This is a genomic window from Aequorivita vitellina, assembly GCF_022008365.1.
Classification (GTDB): Bacteria; Bacteroidota; Bacteroidia; order Flavobacteriales; family Flavobacteriaceae; genus Aequorivita; species Aequorivita vitellina.
In genome coordinates this window covers 51,122-66,114 of sequence record NZ_JAIRBA010000023.1, presented here as the reverse complement: position 1 = coordinate 66,114, position 14,993 = coordinate 51,122, and the positions used below count along the sequence as shown (strand labels likewise).

Annotated in this window: 12 protein-coding genes; 10 read left to right on the top strand and 2 right to left on the bottom strand. The window is 38.2% G+C overall.

The features are described 5' to 3' along the window. Positions 1-161 precede the first annotated feature (161 nt). The gene (locus K8089_RS11680; protein WP_237603468.1) at positions 162-2,615 is read right to left on the bottom strand and encodes an alpha/beta hydrolase family protein; all 2,454 of its coding nucleotides are present in this window, start codon (positions 2,613-2,615) and stop codon (positions 162-164) included. A gap of 140 nt (positions 2,616-2,755) precedes the next feature. Between K8089_RS11680 and K8089_RS11675 the strand changes: the two genes are divergently transcribed. After that, positions 2,756-3,763: a 3-oxoacyl-ACP synthase III family protein gene (locus K8089_RS11675; protein ID WP_237603467.1), complete on the top strand. Its 1,008-nt coding sequence runs from the start codon at positions 2,756-2,758 to the stop codon at positions 3,761-3,763. A gap of 415 nt (positions 3,764-4,178) precedes the next feature. Further along, positions 4,179-4,538 (top strand): CoA-binding protein, encoded by a 360-nt coding sequence (locus K8089_RS11670; protein WP_237603466.1) that lies wholly within the window; start codon positions 4,179-4,181, stop codon positions 4,536-4,538. Here K8089_RS11670 and K8089_RS11665 read toward each other — a convergent pair. After that, positions 4,509-5,957: a sodium:solute symporter gene (locus tag K8089_RS11665; RefSeq protein ID WP_237603471.1), complete on the bottom strand. Its 1,449-nt coding sequence runs from the start codon at positions 5,955-5,957 to the stop codon at positions 4,509-4,511. The two genes, K8089_RS11670 and K8089_RS11665, sit on opposite strands and share 30 nt — an antisense overlap. A gap of 134 nt (positions 5,958-6,091) precedes the next feature. Here K8089_RS11665 and K8089_RS11660 point away from each other — a divergent pair, with 134 nt between their 5' ends. From K8089_RS11660 to K8089_RS11625, 8 genes are all read left to right on the top strand, one after another. Further along, positions 6,092-8,581 (top strand): T9SS type A sorting domain-containing protein, encoded by a 2,490-nt coding sequence (locus K8089_RS11660; protein ID WP_237603465.1) that lies wholly within the window; start codon positions 6,092-6,094, stop codon positions 8,579-8,581. Between the two features lie 84 nt (positions 8,582-8,665). Further along, the gene (recR, locus tag K8089_RS11655) at positions 8,666-9,286 is read left to right on the top strand and encodes a recombination mediator RecR (RefSeq protein WP_237603464.1); all 621 of its coding nucleotides are present in this window, start codon (positions 8,666-8,668) and stop codon (positions 9,284-9,286) included. A 2-nt stretch (positions 9,287-9,288) separates the two neighbouring features. Continuing rightward, positions 9,289-10,410, top strand: coding sequence for a glycosyltransferase family 2 protein (locus K8089_RS11650; RefSeq protein ID WP_237603463.1), 1,122 nt, complete (start codon positions 9,289-9,291; stop codon positions 10,408-10,410). Between the two features lie 98 nt (positions 10,411-10,508). After that, positions 10,509-11,834, top strand: coding sequence for a dihydrolipoamide acetyltransferase family protein (locus K8089_RS11645; protein WP_237603462.1), 1,326 nt, complete (start codon positions 10,509-10,511; stop codon positions 11,832-11,834). Positions 11,835-11,945: 111 nt separating this feature from the next. Beyond that, positions 11,946-12,719 carry a 3'-5' exonuclease gene (locus K8089_RS11640; RefSeq protein ID WP_237603461.1) on the top strand — a complete coding sequence of 258 codons (774 nt, stop codon included), beginning with the start codon at positions 11,946-11,948 and terminating at the stop codon, positions 12,717-12,719. 7 nt (positions 12,720-12,726) lie between these two features. Then, positions 12,727-13,338: a fumarylacetoacetate hydrolase family protein gene (locus K8089_RS11635; protein ID WP_237603460.1), complete on the top strand. Its 612-nt coding sequence runs from the start codon at positions 12,727-12,729 to the stop codon at positions 13,336-13,338. A gap of 1 nt (position 13,339) precedes the next feature. Beyond that, on the top strand, positions 13,340-13,681 hold the full coding sequence (locus tag K8089_RS11630) for an Hpt domain-containing protein (protein WP_237603459.1): 342 nt from the start codon (positions 13,340-13,342) through the stop codon (positions 13,679-13,681). A 1-nt stretch (position 13,682) separates the two neighbouring features. Further along, complete coding sequence (locus K8089_RS11625; protein WP_237603458.1) at positions 13,683-14,930, top strand: competence/damage-inducible protein A; 1,248 nt, start codon at positions 13,683-13,685, stop codon at positions 14,928-14,930. Positions 14,931-14,993 lie beyond the last annotated feature (63 nt).

The following is a 14,993-nucleotide window of genomic DNA, read 5'->3' as shown; positions in this document are numbered from 1 at the left end:
GACTTTGGCCATATAAGAGTCGCTTTGTTTTACTTTTAACCAATAACAATTAACTCAATAACCCAATCCGGGAAAGGTCTTAAAAAGTAGCGCATGAAATAAAAGGCCGCCTAATTAGTTTTTAGACGACCTCTTTTATTTTTAACCTATTTTATTTATACTTAATTCTTAGTTTCTTCAGAAAGTTTTAAAGTATTTTCTTTTTTATTCTTTACATATTTATCAAGCCATTCGTCTTGTTCCCAAAGCACGTGTAAAACGCTCTCTTTGGCGCTGTAACCGTGACTTTCCTTTGGTAACATAACTAATCTTGCCGTTGCACCTAAACCTTTTAAAGCATTAAAGTAACGCTCACTTTGCAGTGGGTAGGTTCCTGAATTATTATCAGCTTCTCCGTGAATTAGCAGCAACGGAGTTTTCATTTTATCGGCATGCATAAATGGCGACATGGTGTTGTATGTTTCGGGAGAATCCCAATAGCTTCGTTCTTCACTTTGAAATCCGAAAGGCGTAAGTGTTCTGTTGTATGCGCCGCTCCGTGCAATTCCGGCTGCAAAAAGATTGGAATGACTCAATAGATTGGCAACCATAAAAGCGCCGTAGGAATGCCCACCAACGCCAACGCGATTTCTATCAATATAACCCATTTTATCAACAGCATCAATGGCAGCTTTTGCGTTTGCGACCAATTGCGTTCTAAAAGTGTCGTTTGGTTGTTCATCGCCTTCCCCTACAATTGGGAAAGCCGCATCGTCTAAAACTACATAACCTTGCGTTACCCAATAAATTGGCGAACCGTAATATGGATAAATAAACTCATTTGGGTTTGTTGTGTTTTGCGAAGCACTGGCTTTGTCTTTAAATTCACGTGGATATGCCCAAAGAATCATCGGCATTTTTTCTTTCTTTTTCGTATCGTAACCTACTGGTAAATACAACGTTCCTTCCAATTCCAAGCCATCATCACGTTTGTACGTAATAACTTCTTTATGGACATTTTGAATGCTTTTAAACGGATTTTCAAAAGAAGTAACTGGCGTTAAATCATTCTTCTTTTTAATATTTCTGAAGTAATAATTAGGGTATTCATTCTGCGATTCTATGCGTACCAAAATCTTCCCTTTCTTCATATCAATTGCAGAATTAAGGTTTTCAAGTTTATCGGTGTATTCAGATTGATAAATGCGTTTTGTTTTTTGAGATTTTAAATTGAATTCATCAATAAACGGAAATTGTCCTTCCTCTGAAAAACCATCGCCCATTAAAAATGCATTGCCGTTTTCCAACTCGAGAACGCGTTCGTCAAAATCATTTCTAGTGGTTACAAAACTTCCGGGGTCGTTGTATCTGTCTTGGTAATTTCTATCGAAAATAATCTGCGGCGTTTCCGAAGCATTTGACGGATTGAAAGTATAACTCTTTGTATTGCGGTCGTTCCACCAATAATCTGAAGCAATAGCCAGATTATCATTCCCCCAAATAATGCTGGAGTAACGGTTTATCGTTTTTAAAAGCAATTTTTCTTTTCCGTTAAATGGAGCTTCCAATTCATAAACGGCATCGCGGAAATCTACTTTTACTTCGGGATCGCCTTTGTCTAAAGCCTCTGCCCAATATATTGTTGCAGGCTTATCTGCGCGCCAATTCATTCGGCGTTTCCCCATTCGGGTTGCCATAAAACCTTTTGGCTCTACTTCGTTTAACGGCACGTCGTTCACTTTTTGAATTAGTTTTCCATCGCTACTGTAAATATTGCTTTCAAACGGAAAGCGGCGGTAAGGCACGATATACGAAAACGGCCTTTTAAGTGAAGTAACCATTACATAATTACCGTCGGGCGAAAAATCGATATCGTCGTACATGGCCGTGGGAAGAAAATTAGTTACAGTTCCATCTAAAGCAATTTTTTTAATTTCTGAAAGTGCCAACTGCTCAAAATTGTATTCGTCGTTTGGGCTGCTCAGCAAATCTTGATAGGTTCTGTTTTGGGCTTTTTCGCCATCGCTTACAGTTACTGTTGGGCCTTCGGGTACAGCCGCTGCAGTATTTATTAATTCTTTTCTGTCTTGCGGAATTACATTCACCAAAAGGGCGCTGCCGTCTTTAAACCAATTTATAGGATTGCCCATATTGGCGTTTAATTTAAGGGTGCTAAATTGCTTGGCTGAACCTTTTTCAATATCTGCAAGCCAAAGCTGAACGCTGGAATCTGTAGTATTTAAAAACGCTAACATTTTTTGGTTGGGTGAAAAAGTAAAGTTTGAAAGCCTAGCATTTGCCGGAATACCATTTACTTGTCGCGCATCTTTTTCGGTGGCTTTTTTCACCTTTATATTGTTGTAAAATCTGGTCCGGCTACCAATGTTTGTCTTGGGGTTTATTCTAAGTCCGCCCAAACGCAATTCGGGCTCTGAAAGTTCGGCGATAGATTTATAGGCATCGCGATAAAACAAAACAACATTTTCACCATTACTGTCAATCCAAACGGCAGGTGCCAACGGCGCGTCAACAAGCTCTAAAATTTCTGTGGGTGGTTTTTGATAGGTGAGTTTTTCCTGCGCAATAAAAGGCGTAGCGAGTAAAAGAAATGCAATAGTAGCAATGAGGTTTTTCATATTCAAAAGTTTTAAAAGGCTAAAGATATTCAAAATAAAGTGAATTCAATTACTATGCGCGCATAGCATATAATACATCAATTTGTTTCTTTGAATTGGGCTATATACTTATCTTTCCACTCTATTTAAAACTGAACTCAATGTACACTTCAAAAATAACTGGTTTGGGTCATTATGTGCCTGAAAATGTGGTTACCAATGACGATCTTTCAAAATTAATGGATACTAATGATGCGTGGATTCAAGAACGCACGGGTATTAAAGAGCGCAGGCATATTAAAAAGGGCGATGGCAATTCTACATCTGTTATGGCTGTAAAAGCGTCAACAATTGCGTTGGAACGCGCTAATCTAAAGCCGAACGATATAGATATGATTGTTTTCGCAACCCTTAGCCCAGATATGTATTTTCCGGGCGGTGGGGTAGAAGTGCAGGAAATGATGGGGATGCGGACCATTCCTGCTTTAGACGTTCGCAACCAATGCAGCGGATTTGTATATGCACTTTCGGTTGCAGATCAGTTTGTGAAAACGGGAATGTATAAAAACGTTTTGGTAATTGGTAGCGAAAATCACAGTGGCGGACTCGATTTTACAACGCGCGGAAGAAATGTTTCGGTAATTTTTGGCGACGGTGCTGGTGCAGCAGTGGTTTCTAGAAATGAAACTGGAAAAGGTGGAATTTTATCAACCCACCTTCACAGTGAAGGTCAACATAAAAACGAGCTTTCATTGCGGGGTCCAAGTACCGAATACTGGGTGCCCGAAATAATTGAAGATAACCCACAAGAAAATATACCCTATTACCCCGTAATGAATGGGCAGTTTGTATTTAAGCACGCTATTGTGCGTTTTTCTGAAGTTATCAAGGAAGGTTTGGAAGCAAATAGTCTTGCCGTGAATGATATTGATATGCTTATTCCGCATCAAGCCAATTTGCGCATTTCGCAGTTTATTCAACATAAAATGAAATTGACAGACGATCAGGTTTTTAACAACATTCAAAAATATGGAAACACTACCGCTGCTTCTATTCCAATTGCTTTAACCGAAGCTTGGGAAGAAGGAAAAATAAAGGAAGGAAATTTGGTGGTGTTGGCAGCCTTCGGAAGCGGATTTACTTGGGGAAGCGCTATAATTAGATGGTGATTTCTTCAAAATAACAAATGTAAAAAAGCCTTTCAGCAAAACCGAAAGGCTTTTATTTTACCTAAAAAAGGTATAATTCGTTAAAGGCTAATTCAAATAAATTATAAAATGAAATTTTAGGTATCTATTATATAGACGATTAAAAACACAGAATAGTTTCACTGCAAACCGTCATTTAACACAACAATAACACACCTTAAAAAACAAACAAACCCGAAGCATTTTGCCCCGGGTTTGAATCTTTACTGCTATTATTAACACTAACCATCAACGTAAAAATTTCACAGTAAAGAATAAATTGTTATTATTATATAGACGTTGAAAACGGCAAATTGTTTCACGAAATGTTCATTTTAACTAACATTTATGAAATCTTGGAAAGAAGAATTGTATTTTTCATAAAAAACATTCAAAGATGAAAAAGACTTTAGTTCTTGGCGCGAGCCTTAATCCTAGTAGATATTCAAACCTTGCAATTAATCGTTTAGTAAATCACGGGCATCCTGTTGCGGCCATCGGTTTAAAAAAAGGCGAAGTTGCTGGTATTACGATTTCAACTGAAAAAGTAAATTTTGACGGTATTGATACCGTTACACTTTATTTAAATCCGAAGCGGCAAGTAGAATATTACGATTACATTGTTTCGTTAAAACCGAAGCGCGTTGTTTTCAATCCTGGAACTGAAAATCCTGAGTTTTACGAAATTCTTCGTAAAAATAATATTGAGACCGAAGTTGCTTGTACCTTAGTTCTTTTGGGTACGGATCAATATTAAACCGAAAAAGGTTAGCGCTCCGTTTAAGATTAGTATAAAAAACCCGAATTCAAAATTTAAATATGCAGCACTTAAAGCACTAATAGCATACCCAATAAATGGTGTTGCAATAGCTACTATGGGTACAAGTTTGTCTTTTACATTCCATTTTGTGAAAAGTCCGTAAGCGTACAAACCTAAAAGTGGCCCATAGGTGTAACCCGCGTAAACAAAGAGTTTTGAGATTACAGAATCGTTTGCAATTACATATTTGAAAATGATGATTACTAAAATTAATACAAGTGAAAACAAAATATGAATGCGTTTTCGCATAATAACTTGTTTCTTTTGGTCGTATTTTTTTTCAATATCCATAATGTCGATACTGAAAGAAGTTGTTAAAGCCGTTAACGCACTGTCCGCACTACTGTAAGCAGCTGCTATCAATCCTAAAATAAACAATATAGCAACGCCAAATCCAAATCGGGTTTCTTGAGCCGCAAGCGTGGGGAAAAGTTGATCTTTATGAGCATCTATTCCGTTTTGCTGTGCGTAAACAGTTAATAGCAACCCCAATGTTAAAAAAACAAAGTTTACAATGGTAAGTACAATTGTAAACCAAAACATGTTTTTTTGCGCGTCTTTTAAATTCCGGCAAGTGAGGTTTTTCTGCATCATATCTTGATCTAAACCAGTCATTACAATGGCTATAAAAGCACCGCTTATAAACTGTTTCACAAAATGATCGCCAGATTTCCAATCGTCAAAAAAGAAAATCTGACTCATATCGCTATCTGCAATAAAAGTGAAAAGACCGCTGCCGGAGAGTCCTAAATCGGTTGAAACGTAATATACCGCGGCTCCTACTGCTACCAACATAAACAGGGTTTGCAGTGTATCTGTCCAAACAATGGTTTTTATTCCGCTTTTAAAAGTATAAAGCCAAATAAGTAAAATAGTTATGGTTACCGTTACCCAAAACGGAATGTCCATATCATCAAAAATTAAGCTTTGAAGCACAACCGCCACCAAGTAGAGTCTAAAACTCGCCCCCACAACCCTTGAAAGCAAAAAGAAACTAGCGCCCGTTTTATACGAAGCATTTCCAAACCTACCTTCTAAGTATGTATAAATTGAAGTAAGATTTAAACGATAATACAACGGAAGCAAAATTGTACCAATTACCGCATAACCCACAACATAACCCAAAACCACCTGAAAATAACTAAATTTTGAAGCTTCCACCCACCCCGGAACAGATATAAATGTAACGCCGCTGAGCGATGCACCAATCATTCCGAAGGCAACCAAATACCAAGGAGATTGTTTTCCGGCTTTAAAAAAATCGGCATTGCTGCCGCCTTTATTTGTAAAATAAGAAATAAGTATTAAAACTATAAAGTAACCAAGTATAAGTAGCAGAATATGTAAAGGTTGCATAAAATTGAAGTTTGAATTTTGAAGGCTTACTTCTTGCGGTAAAAATACAAAGATTGACTTCTCCACAATTTTTATTTTTAATACTTTTGAAGACTTTGACATAAAAGACTTATAACTCCTTAAAAATTAATTATATGCGGTTTAAATTACTATTTCTATGTGCATTGTTTTTTGGTTCCTTTACCAGTCAAGCACAAGAATATCTTAAAATGATAGATGCGGGCACTTATAAAGTGCAAGACGTTATTGACAGTGCTGAAGCCTACTTTGCTGGGAAAGACAAGGGAAGAGGTTCGGGCTACAAACAATTTAAACGTTGGGAATACAATGCCTTGCGTAGGGTTAAAGAAAACGGATTTCTTCCAACTACAGAGGAGCGATTAAACGAACTTCAACAATGGAATGCATATTTAAATGAAACATCTGCAAATAGAAGCGTTCTTAGCGATAACTGGGAAGAATTAGGTCCGGACTATATGAATGCAACTTCGGGCTGGAATCCAGGGGTAGGCAGAATTACCGGGCTCGCAATTGACGAGGGTGATGCAAACCACATGATTGTAGGTGCTAATACTGGCGGGGTTTGGAAAACTACAGACGGTGCCCAAACGTGGACTCCGTTAAGCGACTATTTTTCAAGTCTTTCGGTGTATTCGGTTGCTATTGACCCAACAGATTCTAACACCTACTTCTTTGGTTCAACCAACGGAAATATCTTTAAATCTACAGACGCCGGCGCAACCTGGACGCTCTTAGGAACCATAGGCAATAGTATTGTAAACAAAATATTAATTAACCCCAATGATACTAATATCATGTTTGCAACTGCAGACAATGCAGGTGTTTATAGATCTGTTAACGGTGGAGTTACTTGGATAAAACCAGTAACAGATAACAGAGGGTATGACGTAGAGTTTAAACCTGGCGACCTTTCTGTAGTTTATGCTTCGGGAAGTGGATTTCATAAATCTACCGATGGCGGTGCTACCTTTACTACCATAGGAGGTTTTGGTTCGGGCGCAAAAATGATTGGCGTTTCCGCAGCCGATGCAAATGTTGTTTACGTATTGGAGGCTTTAAATGGTAAATTTGGAGGCTTTTACACTTCAAGTAACAGTGGAGATGCATTTACAAAATTAAATCACGGTGGTCTAAACTTCTTTGGATATAGCACATCGGGTAATGATAATAGCGGACAGGCACCGCGCGATATGGCAATTGCTGTAAACCCAACCGATGTAAACGAAGTTCACATTGCAGGAATACTTACTTGGCGTTCAACGAATGGTGGAGTTGCTTTTTCCTGCACTTCCGATTGGATTCCTGGAAATGCCGCCTCTCAAAACATAGGGTATTGCCACGCCGATGTGGATGACCTTCAATTTTATGGCACCTCACTTTTTGCCGTAACCGATGGAGGTGTTTTTAAAGCAGCAAATACAGTAACGGTTACTGCAAATTATTACGAAGATTTAACCGAAGGCCTCGGAATTCGCCAATTCTACAAAATTGGGGTTTCCCAAACGGCAGATGTAATTGTTTCTGGAGGCTCTCAAGATAATGGTACTTCTGCATATACCGCTGCAACGGGTTGGAAAGACTGGTTAGGTGCAGATGGAATGGAGTCGTTTATTGACAAAACAAATAGCAGCCTCTATTACGGTACTACTCAAGGTGGTCAATTGTATAGAACTAGCAACAGCGGGAACACATATACCGGCCTAAATGAGCCGGGGAGTGGTTCAGGAAATTGGGTTACACCTTTTGAACAAGACCCCATTGAAGAAAACACAATATATGTAGGTTATAATGTGGTGTATAAGTCTAGTAATTTTGGCAATAGCTGGACCTCAGTTTCTCAAAATTTGGGTGCCAATTTAAATAACCTAAAAATAGCCGCATCAAACAACCAAGTAATGTATGCTTCACGAGCAGCATTTATGTTTAAAACCACCGATGGAGGCGCAACAGATTGGAGTCAAATTACCAGTCCTGGTGGGGCAATAAATGCCATCGCAATTCACCCAACTAATCCCGATAAAATTGCAGTTGCAGTAACTTCAGCAAATCGTGTTATGGTTTCTGACGATGGCGGAAATACGTGGACCAGTTACAAAAAGAACCTTCCTAATTTTAGCGCGTTCGCTCTAGTGTGGGACAATAATGGCGAAGACGGCCTTTATTTAGGAATGGATTACGGAATTTATTACATCGATAATACATTTACAGATTGGCAGCCTTACAGCAATCTTTTGCCAAATGTATATGTAAACGAATTAGAAATTAATAAAGCAGATGGTAAAATATACGCGGGAACCTACGGTCGAGGCTTATGGGCTTCTCCTTTAGTGGCAGGTACCGCAGGAGTTGAAGATAGAATTTCTGCAAACTCCGTTGTCTTGTTTCCAAATCCAACTACTTCTGTATTTACCATCGCCTTACCAAAAGCACTAAATGCGGAGATTCGCATTTTTGATATTTCTGGAAAATTACTCGTTTATGAAGCTGAAGCCTTAATTTCAAACAAACATTCGGTGAATGTTTCATCTTTAACAAAAGGAACGTATTTTGTTCGCATTAGCAGTGAAGAAGGAACCGTAACTAAAAAGCTTCTTATAAATTAAGAGGAAATTTTTCTAAAAAATGCTTCGGGAAAAACATCTTTTTCTGAAGCATTTTTTTTATAACTTCGCAGCAGGAATTAGGCTATGGAATTTTCTTCAAAACTTCTTGAAAATGCAGTAAACGAAATGTCCCAACTCCCCGGAATTGGTAAGCGAACTGCGCTGCGTTTGGTGCTGCATTTACTGAAACAACCCAAAGAACAATCGCAAAAATTGGCCAGTAGTTTGGTTGCAGTTCGGGAGGAAATAAATTTTTGTGAAAACTGCCACAATATTAGCGACTCAAAACTTTGCGAAATTTGCGCCAACCCGCGTCGCGACGAACAATTAGTATGCGTGGTTGAAGACATTCGCGATGTTATGGCAATTGAAAATACCAGTCAATATCGCGGGCACTACCATGTTTTGGGTGGAAAGATTTCGCCTATGGACGGTATTGGCCCGGGCGATTTAACCATTCCCTCACTTGTTAATAGAGTGAAAAATAGAACTATTCGCGAACTTATTTTTGCGCTCAGCTCAACAATGGAAGGCGATACCACCAATTTCTATATTTATAAACAGATTGAGCCCTACAATGTTGCTACTACAACTATAGCACGCGGTATTGCAGTGGGCGATGAGCTTGAATATGCAGATGAAATTACCTTGGGAAGAAGTATCTTGCATCGAGTTCCTTTTGAATCCTCACTAAAAAATAATTAAGATTGAAACTTTCCGTCGTTATTCTCAATTATAATGTGCGCTATTTTTTAGAACAGTGCATACGTTCTGTTCAAACAGCAATTGAAACCTTAGACGCCGAAATTATTGTGATAGATAATGACTCTAAAGACGACAGTTGCTTAATGGTGAAAACCCTCTTTCCGAATGTGGTTTTAATTGAAAATAAAGAAAATGTTGGTTTCAGCAAAGCTAACAATCAGGCCGTTGCAGTGGCCAACGGACACTATGTTTGTATTCTAAATCCAGATACGGCAGTTGCCGAAAACACGTTTATAAATGCATTAAACTACGCCGAAAGTGTTGAAAATATAGGAGCTTTGGGGGTTTATTTAATGGACGGTACCGGAAATTATCTACCCGAAAGCAAGCGTAATCTACCCACACCAAAAGTATCACTGCTAAAACTGACGGGTTTTACCCAAAAATATTATGCCAATCAACTTGGCAAAAACGAAGCCGGCGAAGTGGAAGTACTTGTGGGCGCTTTTATGCTTCTTAAAAAAAGCATTTATACCCAAGTTGGCGGCTTCGATGAAGATTATTTTATGTACGGCGAAGACATAGATTTTAGCTATAAAATATCGAAAGCCGGCTATAAAAATCACTATTTGGGAAATGTAACGGTGCTTCATTACAAGGGTGAGAGCACCAAAATTGACGATGCCTATTTTGAACGCTTTTACGGCGCCATGCGAATTTTTTATCGGAAACATTTCAATAAAAACTTCCTATTGGAAAATTCGGTTACCGCAGGTGTAACTTTAGCAAAAACACTTCGGAAGTTTTCACCCGAAATTAAATCGAAACCAATTGTAAAATTAGAAAGAAATTATTTTTTTACAGACAGTATTGAGCTCCTCGAAAAACTTTCGGCGAGTACAGCAACTGTATTTCAAATGGTTTCAAAAAACATGCACACACAGATCACCCTCGAAAACAGTCTGTTAGTTTTTGATGTTGAATATATTTCGTACACCGAAATTTTCAGAATTATGAAACAACTTAAAGGAAAAGGCAATATTTTTCGTATTAGACCTTTCGGCTGTAATTATATTATAGGGAGCGACCAAAGCGACGAAAAGGGCGGGGTAGTTGTTTTTTAAGAAATTTGAAACCCGAAACGAACAAATTTTAACTAATTTTGCAACGTTTTTAAAACGGGCGCGCAAGTGCTTACAAAATTCGACATTGAAATAATATTATGGCAAAATTTGAATTGAAATTGCCCAAGATGGGCGAAAGTGTTGCAGAAGCAACCTTAACCAACTGGCTAAAAGAAGTGGGAGACACCATAGAAGCTGATGAGGCAGTGCTTGAAATAGCTACCGATAAAGTAGATAGCGAAGTGCCAAGTGAGGTAGATGGCGTTTTGGTTGAAAAACTATTCAATGTAGATGATGTGGTTCAAGTAGGGCAAACTATAGCAATAATTGAAACAGACGGCGAAAGTAATGAATCCGAAAAAACTGCCGAAACCGCTCCTTCACCCGAAGTAGTAAAGCAAGTTGAACAACAAGTTGAAACTGCTAAAGAAACCGTAAACGCACCAATTGAAAATACGGGCGATCGTTTTTATTCTCCATTGGTAAAAAATATTGCAGCTGCCGAAGGTATTTCGCAAGCTGAGCTCGATGCAATCACTGGCTCAGGAAAAGACGGACGGGTTACCAAAGACGATATTTTAAAATATGTAGAAAATCGTTCTTCAGCAAAACAAGATCAGGCGTCTGAACCTAGTCAAGACCAACAAACTCAGAAAGCCGATGCCGCTAAAAAACCCGAATCGGCAAAACCTAAGGCTCCAGTTTCTGTAAATGGGGGCGATGAGGTTATAGAAATGACCAGAATGGGTAAATTAATAGCCCATCATATGGTTGAAAGTACGCAAACTTCAGCCCACGTTCAGTCTTTTGTTGAGTGCGATGTTACCAATGTTTGGAACTGGAGAAACAAAGTAAAAGGCCCATTCGCAAAACGCGAAGGTGAAAACCTAACCTTCACTCCAATATTTATGGAAGCCGTGGCAAAAGCCCTAAAAGACTTCCCAATGATGAATATTGCAGTTGATGGCAATAATATTATAAAACGGAAAAATATAAACTTAGGAATGGCAGCAGCCCTTCCCGATGGTAATTTAATTGTTCCTGTAATTAAAAATGCAGACCAATTAAATTTACTTGGAATGAGCAAAGCAGTAAACGATCTCGCAAACCGCGCGCGTGAAAATAAATTGAAACCAGACGATATTCAAGGCGGAACCTACACAGTTACAAATGTGGGAACCTTCGGAAGTATAATGGGCACACCTATTATCAACCAGCCGCAGGTTGGTATTTTAGCTTTGGGCGCCATTAGAAAAGTGCCTGCGGTTATTGAAACACCGGAAGGCGATTTTATTGGCATTCGTTACAAAATGTTTCTATCGCACAGTTACGACCACCGAGTTGTAAATGGTGCATTGGGAGGTCAATTTGTAAAACGTGTGGCCGATTATTTAGAAGACTGGGACCTAAATAGAGAAATTTAAATTACAACAATTCTAAAAAGAAGGGGGTTTTGGGTTCAGAATCCCCTTTGCAGTTTTTATCTTTTTTGGAAGCTGGAATAAGAGGTATCTTTACCTTTTTAAAACTATACAATGGAACTGAACTTAAAAAAACCAATCTGCTTCTTCGATCTGGAAACCACAGGAATTAACGTGGCAAAAGATAGAATTGTAGAAATAGCCATCTTAAAAGTTTACCCAAATGGCAACAAGGAAAGCCATACCTGGCGCGTAAATCCTGAAATGCCAATTCCGGAAGGGGCGTCTGCCATCCACGGAATTACCGATGAAATGGTTGCTGATGAACCAACTTTTAAAGAACTGGCGCCTAAAGTTTATGCATTAATTAAGGATAGTGATTTGGGTGGATTCAATTCCAATCGTTTTGATATTCCATTGCTGGCAGAAGAATTACTGCGCTCCGAAATTGATTTTGATATGAAAAAGGCGCTATCTGTAGATGTACAAACTATTTTTCATAAAATGGAAAAGCGCACCTTGGAAGCAGCTTATAAATTTTATTGCAACAAAGATTTAAAAGACGCCCACAGCGCAGCAGCAGATACCCATGCTACTTACGAAGTTTTAAAGGCGCAATTAGACAAATACAGCGATTTGGAAAACGATGTAAACTTTTTAGCAGATTTTAGTTCGCACCGCGATCACGCAGATTTTGCTGGTTTTATTAGTTATAACGAAGATGGCGTTGAAATCTTCTCCTTCGGAAAATACAAGGGAAGTTTGGTGATGGATGTTTTAGAAAAGGACTCTGGCTATTTTGGATGGTTATTAAATGCAGACTTCCCACTTTACACCAAACAGGTGCTAACACGCATCCGACTTCAAAAGTTAAACACAAAATTTTAGCGGCAATATGAAAATAATCTGCATTGGTCGCAACTATGCCGACCATATTAAAGAACTGGATAACGCCAAACCAATAGAGCCAATTATCTTTTTAAAACCAGACACCGCAATATTATTAAAGAAGCAGCCGTTCTTTATTCCAGAATTTTCAAACGATGTACATCACGAAGTAGAGCTATTGGTGCGCATCAATAAAATTGGCAAGCATATTGATAAAAAATTTGCGCATAAATATTACGATGAAATTGGTTTGGGAATAGATTTCACTGCCAGAGATTTACAGCTTCAATTGAAAGAAAAAGGCCTGCCGTGGGAAAAAGCAAAGTCGTTTGACGGGGCAGCAGTGATCGGGAATTTTATAAAAAAAGATAATTTTGAAGATATAAATAACATTCATTTTAGCCTAAAACGCAATGAATCAACGGTTCAAAAGGGCAATTCTATGTTGATGATGTGGAAAATTGATGCGTTAATCGAATATATTTCAAAATATTTCACCCTGAAAATTGGAGACGTTATCTTTACGGGAACGCCTGCTGGAGTTGGAAGAGTAGAAACTAACGATGTTTTAACAGGGTATATAGGTGAAACAGAAATGTTTTCCATTAAAGTAAAATAATATGACTAAATATTATAACAAAGAAAATCTAAATGAAATCGCTGACGGAGATCAGGATTTTTTACAAGTACTGGCACAGACATTTTTAGATGAAATCCCGCCAGATTTATACTCAATGAAAGAGGCGATAGAAAACGATAATAGAGAATTGGCGTATCAATTTGCTCATAAAATGAAACCGAACATAGAAATGTTTGGCATAGATGCACTAAAAGATATTACAAGTATTGAGGCCTGGTCTAAAACTTCTAAAAACAAAGCTACGGTAATTCCACATTTAGAAAATGTGTTAACCACCTTAAAAAATGTGTTTGAAGAGTTGAAGAAAGATTTTCAATTATAATATGCTTGCAGAAATTATTACCATAGGCGATGAGATTCTCATAGGCCAAATTGTTGACACTAATTCAGCATATATTTCCAAAGAGCTCAATAAAATAGGAGTAAAGGTTTACCAAATAACTTCTGTTCAGGACGATAGAGACCATATTCTACAAGCATTTGAGGACGCTAAAAAACATGCCGATCTTGTAATAGTTACGGGCGGATTGGGACCTACCAAAGACGACATAACCAAACAAACCTTCTGCGATTTTTTTGAAGATGTTTTAGTTGAAGACAAAAGCGTAATTGAAAACGTTGCGCAACTCTTCAAAAAATATCAGCTCAATAAACCATTGCCGGCCAATTTTCAACAAGCAATGGTTCCTTCCAAAGCTACAGTTTTAATGAATCAGTACGGCACAGCCCCCGGTATGTGGCTGGAAAAAGATAAAGTAGTTTTTGTTTCATTGCCCGGCGTGCCCTACGAAATGAAACACTTAATGCAGGAAGAGGTATTGCCACGCGTTATAAAGCGCTTTAATCGTCCACATATTTATCATAAAACACTTTTAACCTATGGTTTGGGTGAAAGTGCCATTGCCGAACGAATTGCCAATTGGGAAGACAATTTGCCTAATACCATTAAGCTCGCATACTTGCCTTCGCTGGGCAAAGTTAGATTGCGCCTTTCTTCAACTGGTAACAATGAAACGCTTTTAAAAGAGCGTATAGATTCTCAGATGGAGGTTTTGAGCAACATGCTTTCAGATATTGCAGTTGGTTTTGAAGATGAAACTAGTATTGTAGATAGAATTGCGCATATTTTAAATCAAAAAAATCAAACATTGAGTTTGGCAGAAAGTTGTTCGGGCGGTGCAATTGTGAAACAAATTACTTCGGAAGCAGGTATATCTTCCTTTTTCTTAGGAAGCATCGTTCCGTACAAAACAGAACTTAAAACCAAACTTCTTGGGGTCCCAACGACGTTAATAAAAGAACATACAGTAGTAAGTATTGAAGTTGCAGAAAGCATGGCCGCTAATTGCTGTAAACTTTTTAACACAGATTACTCCATTGCAACAACCGGAATTGCAGGTCCAACCAAAGGTGATGCAGTAGATGAAGTAGGTACTGTATGCATTGCTATTGCTGCTCCCAGTGGAGTTGTGTCAGAAAAATTTAGTTTTGGAAACGACCGTTTTCGCGTGATTGAAAAGACGACAAACAAGGCCTTGGAAATGCTTTTAAAAGAAATTTCAAAAAACTAATTTTCTTTTGTTGTACATCACAAAAGAATTACTTAAATTTGCACCCTGTTTTAAAAATAACTT

Coding starts and splice junctions, on each gene's coding strand:
- K8089_RS11680 (WP_237603468.1), bottom strand. CDS start 2,615: ATGAAAAACCTCATTGCTACTATTGCATTTCTTTTACTCGCTACGCCT.
- K8089_RS11675 (WP_237603467.1), top strand. CDS start 2,756: ATGTACACTTCAAAAATAACTGGTTTGGGTCATTATGTGCCTGAAAAT.
- K8089_RS11670 (WP_237603466.1), top strand. CDS start 4,179: ATGAAAAAGACTTTAGTTCTTGGCGCGAGCCTTAATCCTAGTAGATAT.
- K8089_RS11665 (WP_237603471.1), bottom strand. CDS start 5,957: ATGCAACCTTTACATATTCTGCTACTTATACTTGGTTACTTTATAGTT.
- K8089_RS11660 (WP_237603465.1), top strand. CDS start 6,092: ATGCGGTTTAAATTACTATTTCTATGTGCATTGTTTTTTGGTTCCTTT.
- recR (WP_237603464.1), top strand. CDS start 8,666: ATGGAATTTTCTTCAAAACTTCTTGAAAATGCAGTAAACGAAATGTCC.
- K8089_RS11645 (WP_237603462.1), top strand. CDS start 10,509: ATGGCAAAATTTGAATTGAAATTGCCCAAGATGGGCGAAAGTGTTGCA.
- K8089_RS11640 (WP_237603461.1), top strand. CDS start 11,946: ATGGAACTGAACTTAAAAAAACCAATCTGCTTCTTCGATCTGGAAACC.
- K8089_RS11635 (WP_237603460.1), top strand. CDS start 12,727: ATGAAAATAATCTGCATTGGTCGCAACTATGCCGACCATATTAAAGAA.
- K8089_RS11630 (WP_237603459.1), top strand. CDS start 13,340: ATGACTAAATATTATAACAAAGAAAATCTAAATGAAATCGCTGACGGA.
- K8089_RS11625 (WP_237603458.1), top strand. CDS start 13,683: ATGCTTGCAGAAATTATTACCATAGGCGATGAGATTCTCATAGGCCAA.